General features: G+C 69.0%; 20 protein-coding genes and 1 pseudogene. 12 read left to right on the top strand and 9 right to left on the bottom strand.

Going from position 1 to position 17,228, the window contains the following annotated elements; translation table 11 throughout:
- Positions 1-30 precede the first annotated feature (30 nt).
- The 4 genes from HWV07_RS02585 to HWV07_RS02570 all read left to right on the top strand — a co-directional run bounded on the left by HWV07_RS02585 (position 31) and on the right by HWV07_RS02570 (position 996).
- Entirely contained in the window at positions 31-288 is a 258-nt protein-coding gene (locus HWV07_RS02585; protein WP_178332800.1) for a hypothetical protein, read from the top strand.
- Positions 285-431 carry a hypothetical protein gene (locus HWV07_RS02580; RefSeq protein ID WP_178332799.1) on the top strand — a complete coding sequence of 49 codons (147 nt, stop codon included), beginning with the start codon at positions 285-287 and terminating at the stop codon, positions 429-431. Before HWV07_RS02585 ends, HWV07_RS02580 begins: the two co-directional genes overlap by 4 nt.
- 62 nt (positions 432-493) lie before the next feature.
- A complete protein-coding gene (locus tag HWV07_RS02575) occupies positions 494-763 on the top strand; it encodes a hypothetical protein (RefSeq protein WP_246279815.1) in 270 nt (89 codons plus the stop codon).
- A 74-nt stretch (positions 764-837) separates the two neighbouring features.
- Positions 838-996, top strand: coding sequence for a hypothetical protein (locus HWV07_RS02570; RefSeq protein ID WP_178332798.1), 159 nt, complete (start codon positions 838-840; stop codon positions 994-996).
- A 21-nt stretch (positions 997-1,017) separates the two neighbouring features.
- Here the strand turns inward: HWV07_RS02570 and HWV07_RS02565 are convergent, their stop codons facing one another.
- Entirely contained in the window at positions 1,018-2,241 is a 1,224-nt protein-coding gene (locus HWV07_RS02565; RefSeq protein WP_178332797.1) for a DUF7405 family protein, read from the bottom strand.
- A gap of 95 nt (positions 2,242-2,336) precedes the next feature.
- On the opposite strand from HWV07_RS02565, the gene HWV07_RS19885 reads away from it, so the two are divergent.
- The 3 genes from HWV07_RS19885 to HWV07_RS02555 are packed head-to-tail and all read left to right on the top strand — an operon-like array spanning position 2,337 to position 2,951.
- Positions 2,337-2,468, top strand: coding sequence for a hypothetical protein (locus HWV07_RS19885; protein ID WP_281362328.1), 132 nt, complete (start codon positions 2,337-2,339; stop codon positions 2,466-2,468).
- A gap of 2 nt (positions 2,469-2,470) precedes the next feature.
- Positions 2,471-2,740 (top strand): hypothetical protein, encoded by a 270-nt coding sequence (locus tag HWV07_RS02560; protein ID WP_178332796.1) that lies wholly within the window; start codon positions 2,471-2,473, stop codon positions 2,738-2,740.
- Positions 2,733-2,951 (top strand): hypothetical protein, encoded by a 219-nt coding sequence (locus tag HWV07_RS02555; protein WP_178332795.1) that lies wholly within the window; start codon positions 2,733-2,735, stop codon positions 2,949-2,951. Before HWV07_RS02560 ends, HWV07_RS02555 begins: the two co-directional genes overlap by 8 nt.
- Positions 2,952-2,967: 16 nt before the next feature.
- Here the strand turns inward: HWV07_RS02555 and HWV07_RS02550 are convergent, their stop codons facing one another.
- A complete protein-coding gene (locus HWV07_RS02550; protein WP_178332794.1) occupies positions 2,968-3,615 on the bottom strand; it encodes a TorD/DmsD family molecular chaperone in 648 nt (215 codons plus the stop codon).
- Positions 3,612-5,756, bottom strand: coding sequence for a 4Fe-4S dicluster domain-containing protein (locus tag HWV07_RS02545; protein ID WP_178332793.1), 2,145 nt, complete (start codon positions 5,754-5,756; stop codon positions 3,612-3,614). Before HWV07_RS02545 ends, HWV07_RS02550 begins: the two co-directional genes overlap by 4 nt.
- A gap of 173 nt (positions 5,757-5,929) precedes the next feature.
- Here HWV07_RS02545 and HWV07_RS20015 point away from each other — a divergent pair.
- From HWV07_RS20015 to HWV07_RS02525, 4 genes and pseudogenes are all read left to right on the top strand, one after another.
- Positions 5,930-9,276: pseudogene (locus HWV07_RS20015) on the top strand (molybdopterin-dependent oxidoreductase).
- A 41-nt stretch (positions 9,277-9,317) separates the two neighbouring features.
- On the top strand, positions 9,318-9,959 hold the full coding sequence (locus HWV07_RS02535; RefSeq protein ID WP_178335965.1) for a 4Fe-4S dicluster domain-containing protein: 642 nt from the start codon (positions 9,318-9,320) through the stop codon (positions 9,957-9,959).
- Complete coding sequence (locus HWV07_RS02530; protein ID WP_246279811.1) at positions 9,956-10,399, top strand: hypothetical protein; 444 nt, start codon at positions 9,956-9,958, stop codon at positions 10,397-10,399. The genes HWV07_RS02535 and HWV07_RS02530 overlap by 4 nt, the downstream gene beginning before the upstream one ends.
- Positions 10,396-11,406, top strand: a complete 1,011-nt coding sequence (locus tag HWV07_RS02525) for a cytochrome b/b6 domain-containing protein (RefSeq protein ID WP_178332792.1) — start codon at positions 10,396-10,398, stop codon at positions 11,404-11,406. Before HWV07_RS02530 ends, HWV07_RS02525 begins: the two co-directional genes overlap by 4 nt.
- Positions 11,407-11,453: 47 nt before the next feature.
- Here HWV07_RS02525 and HWV07_RS02520 read toward each other — a convergent pair whose 3' ends face one another.
- Positions 11,454-11,855 carry a hypothetical protein gene (locus HWV07_RS02520; protein WP_178332791.1) on the bottom strand — a complete coding sequence of 134 codons (402 nt, stop codon included), beginning with the start codon at positions 11,853-11,855 and terminating at the stop codon, positions 11,454-11,456.
- Positions 11,856-11,935: 80 nt separating this feature from the next.
- Between HWV07_RS02520 and HWV07_RS02515 the strand changes: the two genes are divergently transcribed.
- Positions 11,936-12,124 carry a hypothetical protein gene (locus HWV07_RS02515; RefSeq protein ID WP_178332790.1) on the top strand — a complete coding sequence of 63 codons (189 nt, stop codon included), beginning with the start codon at positions 11,936-11,938 and terminating at the stop codon, positions 12,122-12,124.
- A gap of 16 nt (positions 12,125-12,140) precedes the next feature.
- On the opposite strand, the gene HWV07_RS02510 is transcribed toward HWV07_RS02515, so the two are convergent.
- From HWV07_RS02510 to HWV07_RS02490, 5 genes are all read right to left on the bottom strand, one after another.
- The gene (locus HWV07_RS02510) at positions 12,141-13,226 is read right to left on the bottom strand and encodes a methionine synthase (RefSeq protein WP_178332789.1); all 1,086 of its coding nucleotides are present in this window, start codon (positions 13,224-13,226) and stop codon (positions 12,141-12,143) included.
- Entirely contained in the window at positions 13,223-14,206 is a 984-nt protein-coding gene (locus tag HWV07_RS02505) for a 5-methyltetrahydropteroyltriglutamate--homocysteine methyltransferase (protein WP_178332788.1), read from the bottom strand. Before HWV07_RS02505 ends, HWV07_RS02510 begins: the two co-directional genes overlap by 4 nt.
- A 40-nt stretch (positions 14,207-14,246) precedes the next feature.
- On the bottom strand, positions 14,247-14,825 hold the full coding sequence (locus HWV07_RS02500) for a HemK2/MTQ2 family protein methyltransferase (protein WP_178332787.1): 579 nt from the start codon (positions 14,823-14,825) through the stop codon (positions 14,247-14,249).
- A complete protein-coding gene (locus tag HWV07_RS02495) occupies positions 14,822-16,240 on the bottom strand; it encodes a mechanosensitive ion channel domain-containing protein (RefSeq protein WP_178332786.1) in 1,419 nt (472 codons plus the stop codon). Before HWV07_RS02495 ends, HWV07_RS02500 begins: the two co-directional genes overlap by 4 nt.
- Before the next feature lie 165 nt (positions 16,241-16,405).
- Positions 16,406-17,227: a 16S ribosomal RNA methyltransferase A gene (locus tag HWV07_RS02490; RefSeq protein WP_178332785.1), complete on the bottom strand. Its 822-nt coding sequence runs from the start codon at positions 17,225-17,227 to the stop codon at positions 16,406-16,408.
- Position 17,228 lies beyond the last annotated feature (1 nt).

Genomic DNA, 17,228 nt, shown 5'->3' with positions numbered 1-17,228 from the left:
CACCTCCAACGGGTGTGTGGTGAGATATCGATGGGCACTAGAACCGCGCTCTCGAACAGTCGGTGGATAACGTTCGCCGTCCTGGCGGTCGGGGTGTGGCTGATGGCGACGTGGTTCTCCGTCTTCGGGCGCATCGACTGGAGCGCACTGGACGATACGATCGGGACCTACGGCTACAGCGGCCTCGTCGGACTGGTGGTGATGGCGGTCGCGATCGGCCTGCTGGTCGTCTTGTACGCCGAGCTGGCCGAGGGCGAACCGGGGCCGGACACCTTCCCGCCGGAATGACGTACTTCGAGTGCAACGAGTGCGGCCAGATGGCCGACCTCTCGGAGTTCGAGCGCAGCCACCTCCGACAGGAGTGTCCGGTCTGCGAGCGCGAGACCGACTGGGTGACGGCCTTCGAGGCGCAGGGGGGTGACCCGTTCTGATCTCCTTCGAGGCCAGCGACCGGTTCCTCGCGGCCGCCGACGAGTTCGCCGACGCGCGGCTGATGGACACCGAGGAGGCCCTGGAGACGAAGGCCGAGCAGGCGCTGTTGGAGATCGAACACCTCGTCTCCGGCGCCCACGAGGTCGAGTTCGACGTCGACGGTCGCACCGTCAGCCTCGATCCGAGCGAGGAACTGGCGGCGTACCTCGAACGGCAGGCCGAGGCGAAGGGCCTCGACGAGGCGACCGTCCTCGACCTGTACGTCGACCTGTTCGCGCGGGTCTTCCTCGAGGACGAGGAGCGACCACCGAACGCGCCGCCGAAGGACTGACGGCCGGACGGGACGGTCCGTCTCCTACCGCGGGGTGGGAAACGCTTAAGAGCCTCTCACCGATACGTGATGCCATGGCACACGAAGACAGCGGCTGGCGACCGGAGGGGGCCACCGAAACCTACGGCGGGTTCGAGGTGTGGGACCACGGCGTGTGGCCGAACGAGTTCAACCACGGCGACACGGAGCACGCCGACGACCACGACCACTCGGACCACGCCGACGACGAGTGAGGTCGCCACCTCAAGGCGGCGTCACTCGCTGAACGCCGGGAACGAGCGGCGCTCGCGCGGCGGGACGTAGAAGTTCGCCCGCGAGCGCACCTCGATGAACTCGAGGAGGCCGTTGTTGTCCCGGTCGCGGATCTGCGGGTGATCGTCGCGGAGGTACCAGCCGTTCATCGACTTGCGCGTCTTCTCGAAGTCGTCCAGCGACCGCTGGAACGTCAGGAAGTGGACCCCAGGGTCGCCGCCGTCGGTGGTGTTGAAGTCCCGACGGAGGATGACGGGCCGGCCGTCCTCCCGGACCCGCGCGACCTTCTCGTGGTGGCCGACCACGCCGTGGTCGCCGGCGTGGTCCTCCACGGCGTTCGCGAACGGGACGTTCTTCCCGAACTCCTCGACGTCGGCGGGGTCGAACTCCGGGGAGAACATCTGTGCGACGCGGTCGTCCTCGGACATCTGCCACCAGCCGTCCAGCGTCTCGACGATGTGGCTGAGGTGCATCGTCGTCCCGCCGGTGAACCGGCCGTCCTGGATGGTCACGCGGTCCTCCGGGGCCTGCGTCTTCTCGCGGCCGGAGAAGAACCCGGTGAACATCGGCGCGTCGTCGGGGACGTCGACGGGGAGGCCCTCCGCGTCGGCGTGCTCGGCGGGGAGTCCGTCGCCCATGAAGCCGGTCCGCCGCGACGAGACGGTGAAGACGTCGCCGAGCCGGTGTTCGACAGGCCTGCCCGCCAGTTCGTCGCGACCCTCGAACATCGCGGCTTCGGTCCGGTCGAGGTGGGCGGGGACGTCCGAGGCGAGCACGAGCGCGGCGTCGAAGGAGAGCAGCTCGGGGTCGTCGGTGCGCGAGAGCACCTTCGGCGATCGGATCGGCGAGGCGTCCAGCTCGCCGAGGCGCTCGAAGTAGCCGGTGCCCCAGGCCAGCGCGTGGAGGAGCCCGTCGGCGCCCCATGGGTAGGCGGCCTCGACCTCACGCACCGCGCGCTCGACGGTCTCGGCGGCGTCGAGCGACGGCTCGGCGTCGAGGTCGAGCGCGAGCACGCGGCTGTGCCGCGGGGTCATCGGGTTGCCGTCCCCGTCGGTCGCGAGCGCGGCGTTCCAGGCGTGTTGCCGCGCGGGGAGGTCGTTCGGGTTCTCGCCCAGGTCGACCGTCGGCTCCGCCTCGGGTTCCGAGCCGACCAGCGAGGCACAGCCCGCGCTGACCGCGGCGCCGAGGGCGCCGAGCCGCCGGAGCACCGACCGTCTGGACGACACGACCGACCGTAGGTGGTAGCCGGCAAAAAGTATTGGTACTAGGTGTCACGGAGTCCGACAGAAGCATTTAGCCGCTGTGGACACACTGGTCTAGCGTGTTCGACGTCGTACTGCACCCGGGACTCGACCTCCCGCTAGCGACCGAGACGGCGATGGCGATACTCCTCGTCGGCCTGATCGTGGTCGCCATCGTCGCGTACGACGCCTACCAGCAGCGCTCCACCTGACCATGGCCACCGACACCGCCCGGACGTTCCCCGACGCCGAGACCGCGCTGGGCTACCTCCAGGTGGCGGTGTACGTCCTCGCCGCCCTGGTCGCGCTCTCCCTGCTCACCGTCGGTACCGTCGCCGTCATCGCGGAGATAAAGGGGACCTGGCACTGGGCCATCCACCTCGAGTCGACCATCAGCTACGTGGGCGTCTTCGTCAGCCGGGTTCTCGCGCTGCTCGTCCCCGGGTTCGTCCTCCTGGTCGCCGGCCGGTGGTACTATGGCTGACCGTCTCGGCGCCGCGGCGACGCTGTCGTTCGGCGTCCTCGCGCTCGTCGTCGCCGGCGTCGGCGGCGTCGCGGTCGTCGCGGAGTGGCGCGGCGACTGGGGGAGCTACTTCTTCATGGAGCGGGCCGTCGCGGCCGTCACGCCCGTCGCGACTGTCCTGGCGGGAATCGCGGTCCTCGCCGGGTTCGTCGTCGTCTACCGGGCGAGCTAAGCCGCCCAGCGGCGGCTCACGACGGGACCTGCTGGGCGACGATCTCGTCCTCGAACTCGACGAGGCCGGCGAAGACCTCCCCGGCGGCCAGGAAGAGGTCCGCCTCCGCCTCGTCGGGGTCGAGTTCGTCCTCGAGGTCGTCGAGGAACGCCTCGTACCACTCGAGGAGGTGCTCGTCCAGGAACACCCGCTCGAAGCCGAAGGTCTCCTCGTGGCCGGTGCGCTGCCGGTCGATCAGGTTCCGCAGGAACGCAAGTTCGACGGCGATGAAGTCGTTCTCCTCGGGGTAGTCCTCGGGTGGCGCCCACCCGGCCGCCGAGTAGGACGCCTCGACCTCGGCGAGCCCCTCGCCGATGAGTTCCGTGTCCTCCCGGTAGTAGGTCTCGTGGGGGAGCACCGGCGGTCGCGGCCCCACGAACAGCCGGGTGTACTCACGGCCGAGTTCGGTCGCCACGGTCTCGGGGTCGCGGCCGCGGTTCGCGTCGACGAACCGCTCCAGCCGCCGGAAGCCCCGGTCCATGCGGTCGTTGACCTCGCCCTCGGGGACCCGCAGGTCGTCGGAGAGCAGGCGGTCGACGAACGCCTCGCTCGGTGCGTCGTAGAACACCTCGACGAGGAAGTCGACGATCTCCAGGCGCGCCTCGTAGATCTCGGCGTCGTTCATCGCTTCTCACCTCCCTCGAACAGCAGCCTCGAGCGGCAGTCCCCGCAGTACTCGAAGACCGAGTGGGAGGCGTCGGGCGCGATGCCCTCGACGACGTCGCCGACCTCCGCGCGGACCTTGTCGACCGACCCCTGCGAGGTGAACGGGTCCCCGCAGCGGACGCACTCGGCCATCTCCCCCTCGTAGACGCGGGACCAGGCCGGGCCCTGTTCGGGAGCCTCCTCGGCCGTGCGGTTCTCGGGCAGCAGCGAGAGGTCGAGCCCCTGGCGCATCGTGATGGCCGTCTCGGGGCAGCCCTCCTCGCAGAGCTCGCAGTTGACGCAGCGCTCGTGGTTGAACAGCAGGTCGCCGTCGTCGGTCCGCTGGATGGCGCCGGTCGGACAGAGGTTCGTGCAGGTCGGCGTCAGGTTGCAGGCGTCGGAGACCTCCATCAGGCCGAAGTCCTTCAGCCCGCGGATCACCTCCCGTTCTGGCTCGACGTGCTCGAGCAGCGCCCGGACGGACTCCAGCGTCCAGGCGTGGGAGTCGAACGGGTCGTTCTCGCGGTCGGGGTCGTCGATGGTGCCGGTCGCCTCGTGTTCCCCGGACGGGATGGGCGAATCCTCGAGGCCGTCGACGAACGACTCCAGGTCCGCGCAGAACGGCTCCGGTGAGGGGCCGGGTGCGAGGAAGGTCACGCGCTCCCCGAGTCCGAGGTCGGCGGTCGCGCGGTCCAGTCGCTCGACGAGTTCGGCCTTCGGGTCGGGGCCGGAGTGGAGACAGCTGTCGCCGCAGCCGACGACCGCGACGCCGTCGGCGCCGGCCGCGAGCGCGTGCATCACGTGGGCCTCGCCGACGGTGTCCGTACAGTTGACCCGGACCGGGAGGATCGGCGGGTAGGAGATATCGTCGTCCCGACGGGCCCGCCGGCCGTACTCCCGGAGGCGGTCGGCCGCCCGCTCCGAGCAGACGAAGGCGACGACCTCCGTCTCGATGCCGTCGGTGCCGCGGGAGAACAGCCAGCCGCCGTCGTCCGCCTCGCTGGTGAGCAGCGCCTCGACCTCGCGGGCGATCCGCTCGTTGGAGGGGTCCCGGAGCCGGGTGGCGCCGGTGGGACACGCCGAGGTGCAGGCGCCGCAGTCCTGGCAGGCGGCCAGGTCGAACTCGACCTCGTCGATGGCGGGCCGGGACACCGCCTCGTGGGGGCAGGCGTCCACGCAGGCCGTACAGCCCTCCTGGGAGGAGGCGCCCGCCGCGCAGACCTCCATGTCGAGGTCGAGGTGGGCCGGCTTCTCGACGCCGCCGAGCAGCGACTCGACGGCGGCGACGGTGCCGGCGTCGACCGGTCCGGTGTAGAATCCCATCTGGCCGCCGCGCGCGGGGGCGGTCCCCCCTGGATAGACGACCTGGTCGAACGCCAGGGTGCGGGTGACGCCGTCGAGGTCGATGGCGTCGGTCGGGCAGACGTCGGTCCACTCCCCGTCCGGGGCGTCGGCGGGGATCTGGACGGGGCGGGCGGTCACGCCCTCCGGGCCCTCCCGCACGCAGTCCAGACAGGAGATGCAGTCCTCGGTGACCCGCGAGGCGAGCGTCACCTCGAAGTCGCCGAAGGAGCCCTCGACGGCGACGACCTCGCCGCGGGCGAACGCGACGTCGTCGAGGTCCGCGTCGGCGCCGGCGTACTCCTCGCCGTCCGCGACGAGGGTCACGTCGGCGGAGTCGGAAAGTGCCGCGGCGGTCTCGGGGTCGCCGACGACGGCGACGCTGTCTCCGGCGTCCCGCTCGATGGTCCGGGAGACCGGCTCCTCCTTCAGGCCCGCGACCTCGGCGTTCAGCAGTCTGGCGGTCTTGTCGGTGGCTTCGGCGGCGTCGTGGACCCAGGCGGCGCTCTCGCGGTGGTCGACGTACGCCGCCGCGTCCGGGTGCAGGCCCTTGCGGTCGAGCACGTCGTCGAAGGTCGCCTGACACCCCGCGTCGGGCGCCGTGACGACCAGCTGGTCGAGGTCGTACTCGTCGACGACCTTCTCCATCGCCGGGAGCCCGTCCCGGCAGAGCAGTTCCGAGGAGGCGACGACCTCCACGTCCCTGACGCCGTCTCGGGCCGTCTCGAGGTCCACGTCGCAGGACCCCCCGCACGAACACACGAATGCCCCTACGTTCATCGATTGTGGTGTTCGGTAGCAGACCTATAGACCTTGCGCCCGTGGGGGACGGGAACACTTCAACCAACTATAATTTTCTTGTGCCTCGCATACCCGTATATTAATAACAGTGCAGTCGTTACCCCTTAGAGAACCGTTACCAAATGACCTAGCGAACGGGGCACACACAATAAATGAGCACCGAACCAGTATCACTCGACCTCGACCGGAGGTCGTTCATGAAGGCGAGCGCCCTCGCCGGGACCGTCGCCCTGGGCGGCGGTGCCGCCGGGCACACGCTCGCTCAAGACGGTGAGGAACAGGTAGACGGGACCGACACCGAGGGAGAGTTGACGAAGACCATCTGCAACTACTGCTCGGTCGGTTGCGGGTTCCACGGCGAGCGCGTCGGGGACTCCTTCGTCGGGATGGAACCCTGGGAGGAACATCCGATCAACGCCGGCTCGCTCTGCTCGAAGGGGGCGGGCATCTACGAGACGGAGCACTCCGAGAAGCGGCTCAAACACCCGATGATCCGCCGGGACGGCGACTGGGAGAAGCTCTCGTGGGACGCCTCCTACGACCTGCTCTCCGGCGAGATAGAGCGGGTCTGGGAGGAGCACAGCCGCGAGAGCGTCATGCTCCTGGGCAGCGCCCACCACTCCAACGAGGAGGCGTACGCCATCCGGAAGCTGGCGGCGTTCATGGGTACGAACAACGTCGACCACCAGGCGCGCATCTGTCACTCGACGACGGTGACGGGGCTGGCGAACACCTGGGGGTACGGCGCGATGACCAACACGGTCCAGGACTACCGGAACTTCGATCTGAACATCATCATCGGGCAGAACCCCGCCGAGGCTCACCCCATCGCGATGCAGCACATCCTCGAGGGCCAGAAGCGCGGCGGGACCATCCTGAGCCTGGACCCCAGGTTCACGAAGACGTCGGCCCACGCCGACGAGTACATGCGGTTCCGGCCGGGCACCGACGTCGCCCTGATGATGGGCGTCGTCAAGGTCCTGCGCGACAAGCACGGCCTCGCGCTCGATACGGACGCCGACGAGAGCGGCCAGAACATGCTCGCCGACCGCGTCCAGGGCTGGGAGGACGTCGACGTGGAACTCGACGAGTACGACGTCGAGACCGTCTCGGACATCACCTGGGTCTCCGAGGAGGACATCGAGCGCATCGCCGACCTCATCCACGAGAACCGCCCCCACGTCCAGATCGAGTGGGCGATGGGCGGCACCCAGCACAACAACGGCACCCAGAACATCCGCTCCTATGCGATCACGAGCCTCGCCTCCGGGAGCGCCGCCCGCAGCGGCGGCGGCCTCCAGGTGATGCGCGGTCACGCGAACGTTCAGGGCGCGACCGACCTCGCCGTGGCGAGCCACATCCTGCCAGGCTACTACGGGCTCACGCCCGGCGGCTGGTCCTGGTGGGCCGACATCTGGGACAAGAACCCCTACACGCGAGCGGTTCGACGTCGTTCGCCGACCTCTACGACAAGTTCGAGCTGATGGACCCGGAGAAGTACGTCAGCCAGAGCCCCGTCTACGAGGGCAACGAGGACGTCGACTCGCTGCCGCCGAACGCCGACCACGGGCCGGAGGAGCCGGCGGAGAACTCGATGATGTTCCAGAACGGGCTGACGGTGGCCCGCTGGTTCGAGGCGGCCCTCGACCAGGAGGACCGCTACCAGGAGACGCCGATCTACCAGCCCGACCAGGTGAAGATCGCGTTCTTCTGGGGGCACTCGGCGAACTCCATCAGCGAGATGGGCCAGATGAAGGAGGGGATGGAGAACCTCGACCTCCTCGTCGTCGTCGACGTCTTCCCCTCGGTCGCGAGCGTGCTCCCGGACTTCGAGGAGGGCCCGGAGATCCTGCTGTTGCCCGCCTCGAGCCAGTACGAACATTACCGCTCGCTGACGAACACGAACCGTTCCGTCCAGTGGTCGGAGCCGGTCGCCAAGCCCGCGCACAACTCGAAGCCGGACCTGCAGATCATGCAGGAGCTGGCGGACGCGCTCGGATTCGGCGAGCACTTCGACTGGGGGGCCGGCCCGGAGCTGTACAACGGGAAGTCGACCTACGAGAACGTCATCCGGGAGTTCAACCTCGGGACGAACACCATCGGCTACCGGCAGACCCCCGAGCGGCTCCAGCAGCACCTGGAGTACGACTACGCGTTCTCGAACGAGGACCTGAAGGGCGCGGAAGGGACGCCCGTCGCGGGCGAGTACTGGATGCTCCCCTGGCCCTGCTGGGGCGAGGACCACCCGGGGACGCCGATCATCTGGAACGACGACCTCGACCCCAACGACGGGGGCCAGGACTTCCGGGCCCGCTGGGGCGTCCAGGCGCCGACGCCGGAGGAGTGGGACGAGATGCCCACCGACGACGACTACCCGTTCCAGGAGACCGTCAACTCCGACCGGTACGACAGCCAGGAGGAGGCGCTGAACCTCCTCCGGGCGCCGTACCAGCCGGAGTGGGCCGACTCGAACGACACCGCCGCGGACGGCCAGATCCACGGCGTCCCGGAGTACCCGGGCTGGAAGACGACGCCGCCGCAGAGCCTGCTCGACCCGACGCAGGACGTCCAGCCCGACGAGCTGACGATTCCCCAGCAGCACGCGCTCGACAACCAGCGCTCGGTGTACACCGCCGCGCAGGCGCTGGCCAATCCGGAGACGGGGAGCCCGGAGTTCGACGCCTACCTCGAGGACAAGATCGCCGGCGGGGTCGATCCGTCGTTCTACGAGCAGTACGACTTCGCCCAGCCCGACGCGCCGACCGGGCGCGGCCGGGCGCGGGCGGTCGTCTGGAGCTTCCTCGACAAGGTGCCGGTCCACCGCGAGCCCATCGAGAGCCCGCGGCCGGACCTCGTCGAGGAGTGGCCCGCCAACGGCCAGCAGCAGAACTTCTACCGGCTCGACCAGAACAACGCGGTCGAACAGCAGCGGGCCAACGACATCATCCACGAGGAGGACTCGGGGCCCGACCTGGACACCATCATGACGACCGGCCGGCAGGTCGAACACCAGGGCGGCGGTTCGGAGACGCGGTCGAACATCCACACCGCCGACCTGCAGCCGCACATGTACGCCGAGATCACGCCGAACAGGGCGGAGGAACTCGGCGTCGACGGCGGCGACCTGATCGTCGTCTCCTCGACGGACCGCGGGTCGGTGCTCGTGAAGGCCCGGGTGACGGACCGGCCGGCCGACGGCGAGGTGTTCCTGCCGTTCCACTGGGGCGGCGTCTTCAAGGGCAAGAGCCTGGAGGACAAGTACCCCGACGGGCACGTCCCGTACGCCATCGGCGACTCCGTCAACGCCATCACGTCGAAGGGGTACGACGTGGAGACGCAGATGCAGGAGACGAAGGTCTCGATGGTGGCCGTCCGGCCGGCGACCGAGGAACTGCTGGAGGAACTCAACATGGACGTCGACATCGAGTTCCCGCAGGACCGCGACGACATCGGCACGCAGAAGAGCTTCGACGTCCGCGACGGGGAGACCGTCCAGTGAGGTGATCACGAATGTCACAATCCGACAACAGCAAGGAAGTCATGCGCGACGGCGTGATGAGCGTCGGCGAGGGGACGCGGATCTTCCCCGACGTCGAGGCCTGCATCGACTGCGGGGGCTGCGTCGTGGCCTGCAAGCGCACCTGGGACGTCCCCAGGGACGAACAGCGGATCAGCATCGCGACGATGCTGGAGGGCCAGGAGGCCGCCGCGGGACTGAACGCCAGCAACACGGAGGCGCTGGACCAGGGCGAGTCGCCGGGGGAGACCTCGATCCCGATGCAGTGTTACCACTGCGAGAACGCCCCCTGCGTCTCGGTCTGCCCGACGGACTCGCTGATGAAGTCCGACAGCGAGTTCGTCGAGGTCCAGGACGACCTCTGCGTCGGCTGTCAGTACTGCCTGTCGGCCTGCCCGTTCGGGGCCCCGCAGTTCCCGGACGACGACGATGGCGCCGCGTCGGTCGTCGGCTCCGGCGGCAAGATGGACAAGTGTACGATGTGCGAGGAGCGCCAGGACGTTGGCAAGGGACCGGCCTGCGCCGAGGAGTGCTCGACGGACGCCATCCTCGTCGGCACCCCCGCAGAGATCGCCGACGAACTGGACCGTCGGGACAGCGGGTCGTTCTTCAACCAGCAGTCGATGGAGATCGTCTTCGGCGAGGACGCCGGTGAGTTCTCGTGAGCGAGTACCCGGAGGTCGACGGCTACCCCGGCTGGGCGGTGCTCGTCAGCGCCGTGGTCGGCCTGGCCACGGCCGTCCTGGCCGTCTGGGCGGCCTCGGGGTTCACCGTCTCCACGGAGGAGATGTTCCGCGTCGCCCCGACCGTCGAGGGCGGCGGCGTCGGCACCGAGTGGATCGTCGGCAACCAGATCGCCTGGCTGGACTTCCTGGTCGCGCTGACGCACGCGGCCGACGTCATCATGGGCCTGTTCATCCTGTTCATGGTGTTCCTGCACTGGGCCAGCTTCCGGCGGCTGGCCGGCCGGATGCGGCGGCCTGGCGAGCGCCGCCGGGAGGCGGTCGCGACCGACGGCGGCGCCGACACCCGCCCGGAACAGGCGGGGTCGTCGGGCCCCGGCGCCGACGAGACGGGCGGCCCCGACGGGGGTGAGACACCGTGACGAACCTCGACCACGGCAAGTTCACGCGGGTGACGACGACGTTCCACTCGCTGCTGGCCCTGGACGTGTTCCTGCTGTTCTTCACGGGCTATGCCATCATGTTCAACGACGAGCTGTGGTGGATGGTGAGCCTGCTCGGCGGGGCGACGGGCGTGACGGCGCTGCACCGCATCGCCGGCTTCGGGCTCATCGCGCTGGTCGTCTTCTGGATGGTGCTGATGCTCATCACGCCGACCGGCCGGAGCAACTTCGGGCAGATCCTCCCGAACGGCTCCGACGTCGAGGCGTTCATCCAGGACGTCAAGTTCATGCTCGGCCGCGCCGACGAGCGCCACCCCAACGCCCGGCAGTTCGCCGGCTACGAGGCCGACGAGGTGCCGCTGCTCAGCTACGTCGGGAAGGGCGTCGTCGCCATCTTCGCCATCGAGCTCACCCTGCTCACGATATCGGGGCTGCTCATCTGGTCGAAGACCGGCGTCGCGATGTACTTCCAGTCGCGGGCCGTCGCGATGGGGTTCGTCGTCTTCCACGGCCTGCTGGGCATCATCATGCTGATGGGCGTGATGTTCCACATCTTCGAACACGGGTTCCACCCGGCGTTCTACCCCGTGGAGACGAAGGCGTTCATCCCCCGGTCGATGATCCCCGAGTCCCACGACCGCGACGACGAGGACCGGGAGGGGACCGGCATCGAGCGGCTCTCCCTCTCGCCGTCCTGGCACTCGGTGAGCACCATCATGGGGACGCTCACCGTCGTCGGCATCGTCTCGGTGCTGGTCGGCAGCATCTTCGACGAGGGCTACCCCGTCCCGAGGGAGCTAGTCCTCGGCGGCGGACCGACGAACCTGCTTCTGACCGTCGGCATCAACATCGCGGTGCTGGTGCTGTTCGTCGGCATCGTCCTGTCGATGTACGGTAACCTCGTCCGGGTCCGCTGGGAGAAGCAGATCCGAGACGAGACCGGCGGCGCGGTGGCCGACGGCGGACGGACCGAGTCCGACGACTGACGTCGGGCGACCGCGGAACTGCCCCGTTCCGCTCCTTCTTCGCTCGCTCAGCCCGTCAGCAGCTCCGCGCCCACCTCGGAGAGCTCGACCATCACGTCCTGGCGGGTCTGCTGTTGGATCTGGTCGAGGTTGCGGCTCAGCACCTCGAGGATGTCCTCGGGTTCGGGGTAGACGAGCATGTTGCCGTCGTCGTCCTCCATGACGAGCTGGGTGTCGGTGAGGGCGACCTGGTCGTTCTCGATGCTGGCGACGACGACCGGCAGCTCCTCGCTGCCGCCCGCGTCGCCCTCCTCGACCATCGTGACGTACACCGCGTCGAGGCTGATGAGGTCCTTGTACTCCCGGACCTGCCTCGCGCACTTCACGGCGTCGCGCGTCACGTCCCCCTTCTGGGGGTTGCCGTGTTCACCCTCGTAGCAGTTTTTGCACACCCTGAGTTCGATTCGCATACCCTGGGGTATCGAGGGCAACCACATTACGGTTCCGGCGGCGCGTGGTTTTATTACCGGCGCGTGCTAACGATTTACACATGGTGGGAACGTTCGAACTCGCCGGGATGGTCGTGGCCGGAGCACTCGCGGTCCTGGGTACCGCCTACGTGGTGATCATGACCGACGACGCCTCGGGGACGGAGACGAGGTGGAGCGACTGGAGCCTCGTGGCGGCGATGGCGCTGTTCGTCGTGTCGTTGCTGTGGTCGGTGCTGACGCTGGCCTAGAAGGGGGAGTCGCTCGTCAGTCGTCGGCGGGCGCGCTACCGGCGTAGCCGACCGTGATCTCGCCGGAGTCGAGCTCCGCCTCGACCTCGCGGGCCGCCTGGACCATGTTCTCCATCTTCCGGTAGGCGACCTCGCGGGGCAGCAGCTTCACGCCGCAGTCCGGCGAGACGGTGAGCCGCTCCGGCGGGACGACCTCGAAGCCGCGCTTGATGTTCTCCTTGATCTCCTCGACGGTCTCGACGTCGGTGGTGTGGACGTCGACGACGCCGAGGGCGAGGTCCTTCGTGAACTCCGTCTCCTTGAAGACGTCGAGCTGCTCGTAGTCGCCGTTGGCGAGCTCGAGGTCGTACTCGTGGACCGGCATGTCGAGGATCTCGGGGTAGATACGGGAGTAGTCGCCGTAGCAGACGTGGAGCCCGAGGCGGACGTTCTCCGGGACGCCGTCGGCGATGTGCTCGAGGCACTCGCCGACGATGGCGTGGTCGTCCGGCGTCGTCGCGAGGGCGGGCTCGTCGATCTGGATGTAGCGGGCGCCGGCCTCCACGAGGGCCTCGATCTCCTCGTTGACGAGGTCCGCGAGCTCGTAGGCGAGCTCCTCCTCGGTCTCGTAGTGCTCGTTGAACGACCAGGAGGCGAGGGTGTATGGGCCGGTGATCGGCACCTTCACCGGGCGGGTCGTGACGCCGGTGGTGAACTCGAACTCGTCGACGAGCCACGGCTCGTCGTACTCGACTTCGTCGGCGACGGAGGGCTTGTCGAAGTAGTTGTGCCCCCAGACCTTCACGGGGCCGTTGAACTCGTAGCCCTCGATGCGGTGGGCGAAGTACTCGACCATCTCGTTGCGCCGCATCTCGCCGTCGACGACGACGTCGAGGCCCGAGCGGACGTGCTCGTTCGTGATGACGCGGGCGGCGTCGTCGAGGGCCTCGTCGAGGTCCTCGTCGTCGAAGTCGCGGTCGTCGTCCTCCGCGAGCTCCTTCGCCCGGTTGAGCCACTTCGGCTTCGGGTACGAGCCGACGACGGTCGTCAGCAGGAAGTGGTCTGTCGGGTGGTCCTCGGGGCGGAACTGGTCGCGGGTGTCGGCGAGCAGGTTGGCGGTCATTGGGGCACCTCCGTGGCGGCGGCGTCGGCGAGGGCGTCGAGCTTCGCCTCGGCCTTGTTGACGGGCAGGTAGAACAGCTCGGTGTTGGCGGTCGCGTAGACGGTGTCGAAGTCCTGGGCGGGGACGTTGTCCTGCACCCAGTCGATGCGCTCGTTGATCTCCTCGGGCGTCTCGACCAGCGTGTTCTGGCCGTCGACGACGCCGAGGGCGACGGAGTCCTTCGTGCCGTACTCCTGGACGTTGTAGAGGTTCTCCTCGTGGTCGGAGACGAAGTCGAAGCCGATGGCGTCGACGTCGGCGTCCATCAGGTGGGCGTAGGGCTTCTCCGGGATGGCCCCCCAGTAGGTGTGGACGACGACCTCGCAGTCGACGGCGTCGGCGACCGCGTCGATGGCCCGGCTGGCCCGCTCGTCCTCGCCGTCGTCGGGCGCCTCGGTGACGAGCGACGGCTCCAGCAGGAACAGGGTCTCGACCTCTGGGAAAGCCTCGGCCTCGCCGGCGAGGAACTCGCCGACGGCGTCGAGGAACGCGGCGTCGTCCTCGTAGTGCTCGTCGGTCGCGAGCTCCGAGAGGGAGTAGGGGCCGGGGAGGACGGCCTGGTTCACGTCGGCGCTGGCGTCCAGTTCGGCGGCGACGTCGCCGTCGAAGTCCAGCTCGCCGGTGACGACCGGCTCCCGGTAGAAGTTGTTGTTGTCGTAGTAGCGGACGATGCCGCGGGTCTCGACGCTGTCGTGGACGGACAGCGGGTGGGCGAGCATGTCGTCCCACCGGAGCTGCCCCTCGACGACGCGGTCGAGGCCGGCCTCGAGTTGCCGGTCGACGACCTCGGTGCGCGCGCGGCCGTACGCCGCGGCGATCTCGCCGCTCTCGTCGCCGGCGATGAGGTCGTCCTTCTGGTGGCCCTTCAGGTCCGACAGCTCGTCTTTCGCCCAGTCGGGCAGCGGGAACAGCCCGGGTGTCGTGGCGATTACCTCTGTCATTGCCCGCCGCTACGCAATGACGGCGTTTAATATTTCCTACTCACGAATGCTCGTGAGTTATCTCCAGGACGACGAGCCGCTCGAACGGGAACGACTTCTCGGCCACCTCGCGAGCGGCGAGGCCCGCATCGGCGGCCAGTTCCGAGACGGCGTCGACGTTGGTCAACGACGAAATCAGGAGGTAGATTCGCCCGTCGGGACGGAGGACGCGTCCCACGTCCGCGAGGAACGGCCGGATGACCCGCCGGCCGTCCTCGCCCCCCGAGAGGGCGTGCTCGAGGGGGTCGTCCCACTCCTCCTCCGGCGGCGTCGGGAGGTACGGCGGGTTGAACAGCACTACGTCGAAGCTGTCGGCGGCGAAGGGGTCCGCGAGGTTCGACCGGACCGCCTCGACGCCCTCGTCGCGAGCCATCTCGCAGGCCTCGGGGTTGACGTCGCAGCCGACGACACGGGCGCCCGTCTCCTCGGCGACGCGACCGGCTATGTAGCCCGACCCGACGCCCACCTCCAGGACTCGCTCGTCGCCCCCGATGCGGTCGACGACCGTCTCGGCGAGCAGGCGGGAGTCCTCGGCGGCCTCGTACACCGTCGGCATCTCCCGGCGGTCCTGGAGGGTCACCGTCCGGTCTCCTCCTCGGGGGGCCCCTCACTGGGGACCTCCTCGTCGGGGGCCTCTTCCTCCGCTGGTTCTCCGTCGGCGTCACCGTCTCCGTCGTGGGCGGCGCCGTCCTCCGGGTGCGCTGGTTCTGTCTCCGGATCGGTCTCTCCTTCGTCGCCTCCGCTCTCGCTGCCGTCGCCCTCTTCGTCGTCGGCCTCCATCTCGACCTCTGCCTCGACGTCGTCGTCGCGGGCGGCCTCGGGCCGGCCCTCCATCTCGTCGTCGGTGCGGTACCGGTCCTCGACGGGCTCCTCGACGGCCGTCGAGTCGGCCCTCACGCGGCGGACGGCCGGCTGGACCTCGTTCTCGACGGTCACGTCGGGCTCGGAGGACAGCTGGAGGCCGTCGGTCTCCTCGCGACCCATGAGCTCGCGCTGCGGGTAGGGGATCTTGATGTCCTCCTCCTCGAAGGCCTTCTTGACGGTGTCGATGACCTCGTTCTGGGCGCCGAGCTTCCGCTGGATGGTCGGCTTGTCGATCCAGTAGCGCAACTGCAGCACGACGGAGCTGTCCGCGAAGGAGTCGAGGATGACGTCGGGCCCGGGGGTGTCGGCCACGGAGTCGCAGCCCTCGATGGCCTCCTTGGCGATGGTCGCCGCGACGTCGATGTCGGCGTCGTAGTCGACGCCGACCTCCGTGATGATCCGCAGCCGGTCGGTCTTCGAGTAGTTGGTGACCTCCCGGTCGGTCACGCTGTCGTTCGGGACGAGGACGTGCTCCTCGTTGAACGTCCGGATCTGCGTGTTGAAGAGGGTGATCTCGGTGACGATCCCCTCCCGGTCGCCGACGGCGATCCAGTCGCCGGCCTCGAAGGGCCGGCCGAAGAGGATGACGAACCCCGAGAGCACCCCCGAGAGCGTCTTCCGGGCGGCGAAGCCGACGATGACGCCGATGACGCCGGCCCCGAGGAAGAGGTCCCGCGGGTTGTAGTCGAACAGCCCGAGGATGAACACGAGGGCGACCACGAACAGCCCGATCTGGATGGCGTGGTGGGCGACCTCGCGCTGGTGGGGGGAGATGCGCCCCGACTTCGACCAGTGGCGGACCGTCCGCTTCGTGACGCGCGTGAGGACGTACGTCCCCAGCAGGACGAGGAAGGCGACGAACAGCAGGAGGCCCATCCGCTCGGGGTTCTCCGGCAGGAGGGTCCCCATCGCCGTCAGGACCCGGCCCTGGACCCGCCAGATGACGACGAAGACGCCGGCGGAGGCCAGCGCCGCGACCATGATGGTGAGCGTTCGCGCGATGTCGACGATCTCGTCGCTGTACCGCCGCTTCAGCGGCGGCCCACCGAGGAAGATGACCCAGACGGCGACGAGGAACGACAGCGCGAGCGCGACGGTCGCGAGGGACTGCTCGACCGGGTTGTTGTCCACGACCTCTCCTATCCCTTCGACCACGAAGAGGACCTGCGGCGCGTGGGAAGCTGGTGAGGGGGACATGGTGGAGCGGTCAGGCCGCGTTGTCGCCGGGTTCCGCCTCCGGGGTCAAATCCCTCACGAAATCGGCGCGTACCGTCCCGTTCCTCGAACGACCCCTTATCACGAGACCTCGGCGGCGATGCGCGCGAGCCGGGCGAACTCCGCGGGCGGGACGTTCCCCGCGCGGTCGCTCATCAGCTCCTCGCCGGCCGCCTCGACGACGGCGTCGGCGTCCTCGATGCCGGAGATGTGCGTCGTGTTCCGGACGGCGTTGCGCATCGTCTTCCGGCGCTGGGTGAACACCGCGCGGACGAGCGCCATGAACGCCTCGTCGTCGGGCACCTCGTAGTCGGGGTCCCGCGGCGTCGTCCGCACGACGGCGCTCTCGACGGCCGGCGGGGGGGCGAAGGCCTCCTTCGGCACCGGCTCGACGACCTCCACGTCGGCGTAGTGGCCCGCCGTCACGGAGAGGCGGCCGTACTCGTCGGTCCCCGGATCGGCGGCCATCCGCTCGGCGAACTCCTTCTGGAACATCAACACGAGCGGGCGCTTCTCGGGCAGCAGCCGGAAGGCGATCTCCGAGGAGACGCCGTACGGGAGGTTCGAGACCGACGCGGTGAACTCCGGGAGGTCGACCTCGAGGGCGTCGCCGTGCAGGACCGTCAACCGCCCCTCGTCGACGGCGTCGGCGAACTCCGTTTCGAGGAACTCCGCGAGCGTCTCGTCGCGCTCGACGACGGTGAGGCGGTCGGCGACGGACAGCAGGCGGTCGGTGAGGGCTCCGGCGCCGCCGCCGACCTCGAGGACGTGCGAGGTGTCGGTCCCGTCGGGCAGGTAGCCGGGCAGCCGGTCGAGGACCCGGTCGTCGACGAGGAAGTGCTGGTCGCGCTCTGGGTCGCCGCGCACGCCGGCGCGGGCGATGAGCGCGTCGGGGTCGCGCATG

Source organism: Natronomonas salina, from assembly GCF_013391105.1.
Classification (GTDB): domain Archaea; phylum Halobacteriota; class Halobacteria; order Halobacteriales; family Haloarculaceae; genus Natronomonas; species Natronomonas salina.
Note: the sequence above shows the minus strand (reverse complement) of the source record. Positions and strands in the feature narration are given on the sequence as shown.

What these genes read in the sequence shown, in the direction of transcription:
- HWV07_RS02550 (WP_178332794.1), bottom strand. Translation starts at nt 3,615, where the DNA reads ATGAACGACGCCGAGATCTACGAGGCGCGCCTGGAGATCGTCGACTTC.
- HWV07_RS02575 (WP_246279815.1), top strand. Translation starts at nt 494, where the DNA reads ATGGACACCGAGGAGGCCCTGGAGACGAAGGCCGAGCAGGCGCTGTTG.
- HWV07_RS02560 (WP_178332796.1), top strand. Translation starts at nt 2,471, where the DNA reads ATGGCCACCGACACCGCCCGGACGTTCCCCGACGCCGAGACCGCGCTG.
- HWV07_RS02515 (WP_178332790.1), top strand. Translation starts at nt 11,936, where the DNA reads ATGGTGGGAACGTTCGAACTCGCCGGGATGGTCGTGGCCGGAGCACTC.
- HWV07_RS02545 (WP_178332793.1), bottom strand. Translation starts at nt 5,756, where the DNA reads ATGAACGTAGGGGCATTCGTGTGTTCGTGCGGGGGGTCCTGCGACGTG.
- HWV07_RS02535 (WP_178335965.1), top strand. Translation starts at nt 9,318, where the DNA reads ATGCGCGACGGCGTGATGAGCGTCGGCGAGGGGACGCGGATCTTCCCC.
- HWV07_RS02555 (WP_178332795.1), top strand. Translation starts at nt 2,733, where the DNA reads ATGGCTGACCGTCTCGGCGCCGCGGCGACGCTGTCGTTCGGCGTCCTC.
- HWV07_RS02510 (WP_178332789.1), bottom strand. Translation starts at nt 13,226, where the DNA reads ATGACCGCCAACCTGCTCGCCGACACCCGCGACCAGTTCCGCCCCGAG.
- HWV07_RS02570 (WP_178332798.1), top strand. Translation starts at nt 838, where the DNA reads ATGGCACACGAAGACAGCGGCTGGCGACCGGAGGGGGCCACCGAAACC.
- HWV07_RS02585 (WP_178332800.1), top strand. Translation starts at nt 31, where the DNA reads ATGGGCACTAGAACCGCGCTCTCGAACAGTCGGTGGATAACGTTCGCC.
- HWV07_RS02520 (WP_178332791.1), bottom strand. Translation starts at nt 11,855, where the DNA reads ATGCGAATCGAACTCAGGGTGTGCAAAAACTGCTACGAGGGTGAACAC.
- HWV07_RS02505 (WP_178332788.1), bottom strand. Translation starts at nt 14,206, where the DNA reads ATGACAGAGGTAATCGCCACGACACCCGGGCTGTTCCCGCTGCCCGAC.
- HWV07_RS02490 (WP_178332785.1), bottom strand. Translation starts at nt 17,227, where the DNA reads ATGCGCGACCCCGACGCGCTCATCGCCCGCGCCGGCGTGCGCGGCGAC.
- HWV07_RS02580 (WP_178332799.1), top strand. Translation starts at nt 285, where the DNA reads ATGACGTACTTCGAGTGCAACGAGTGCGGCCAGATGGCCGACCTCTCG.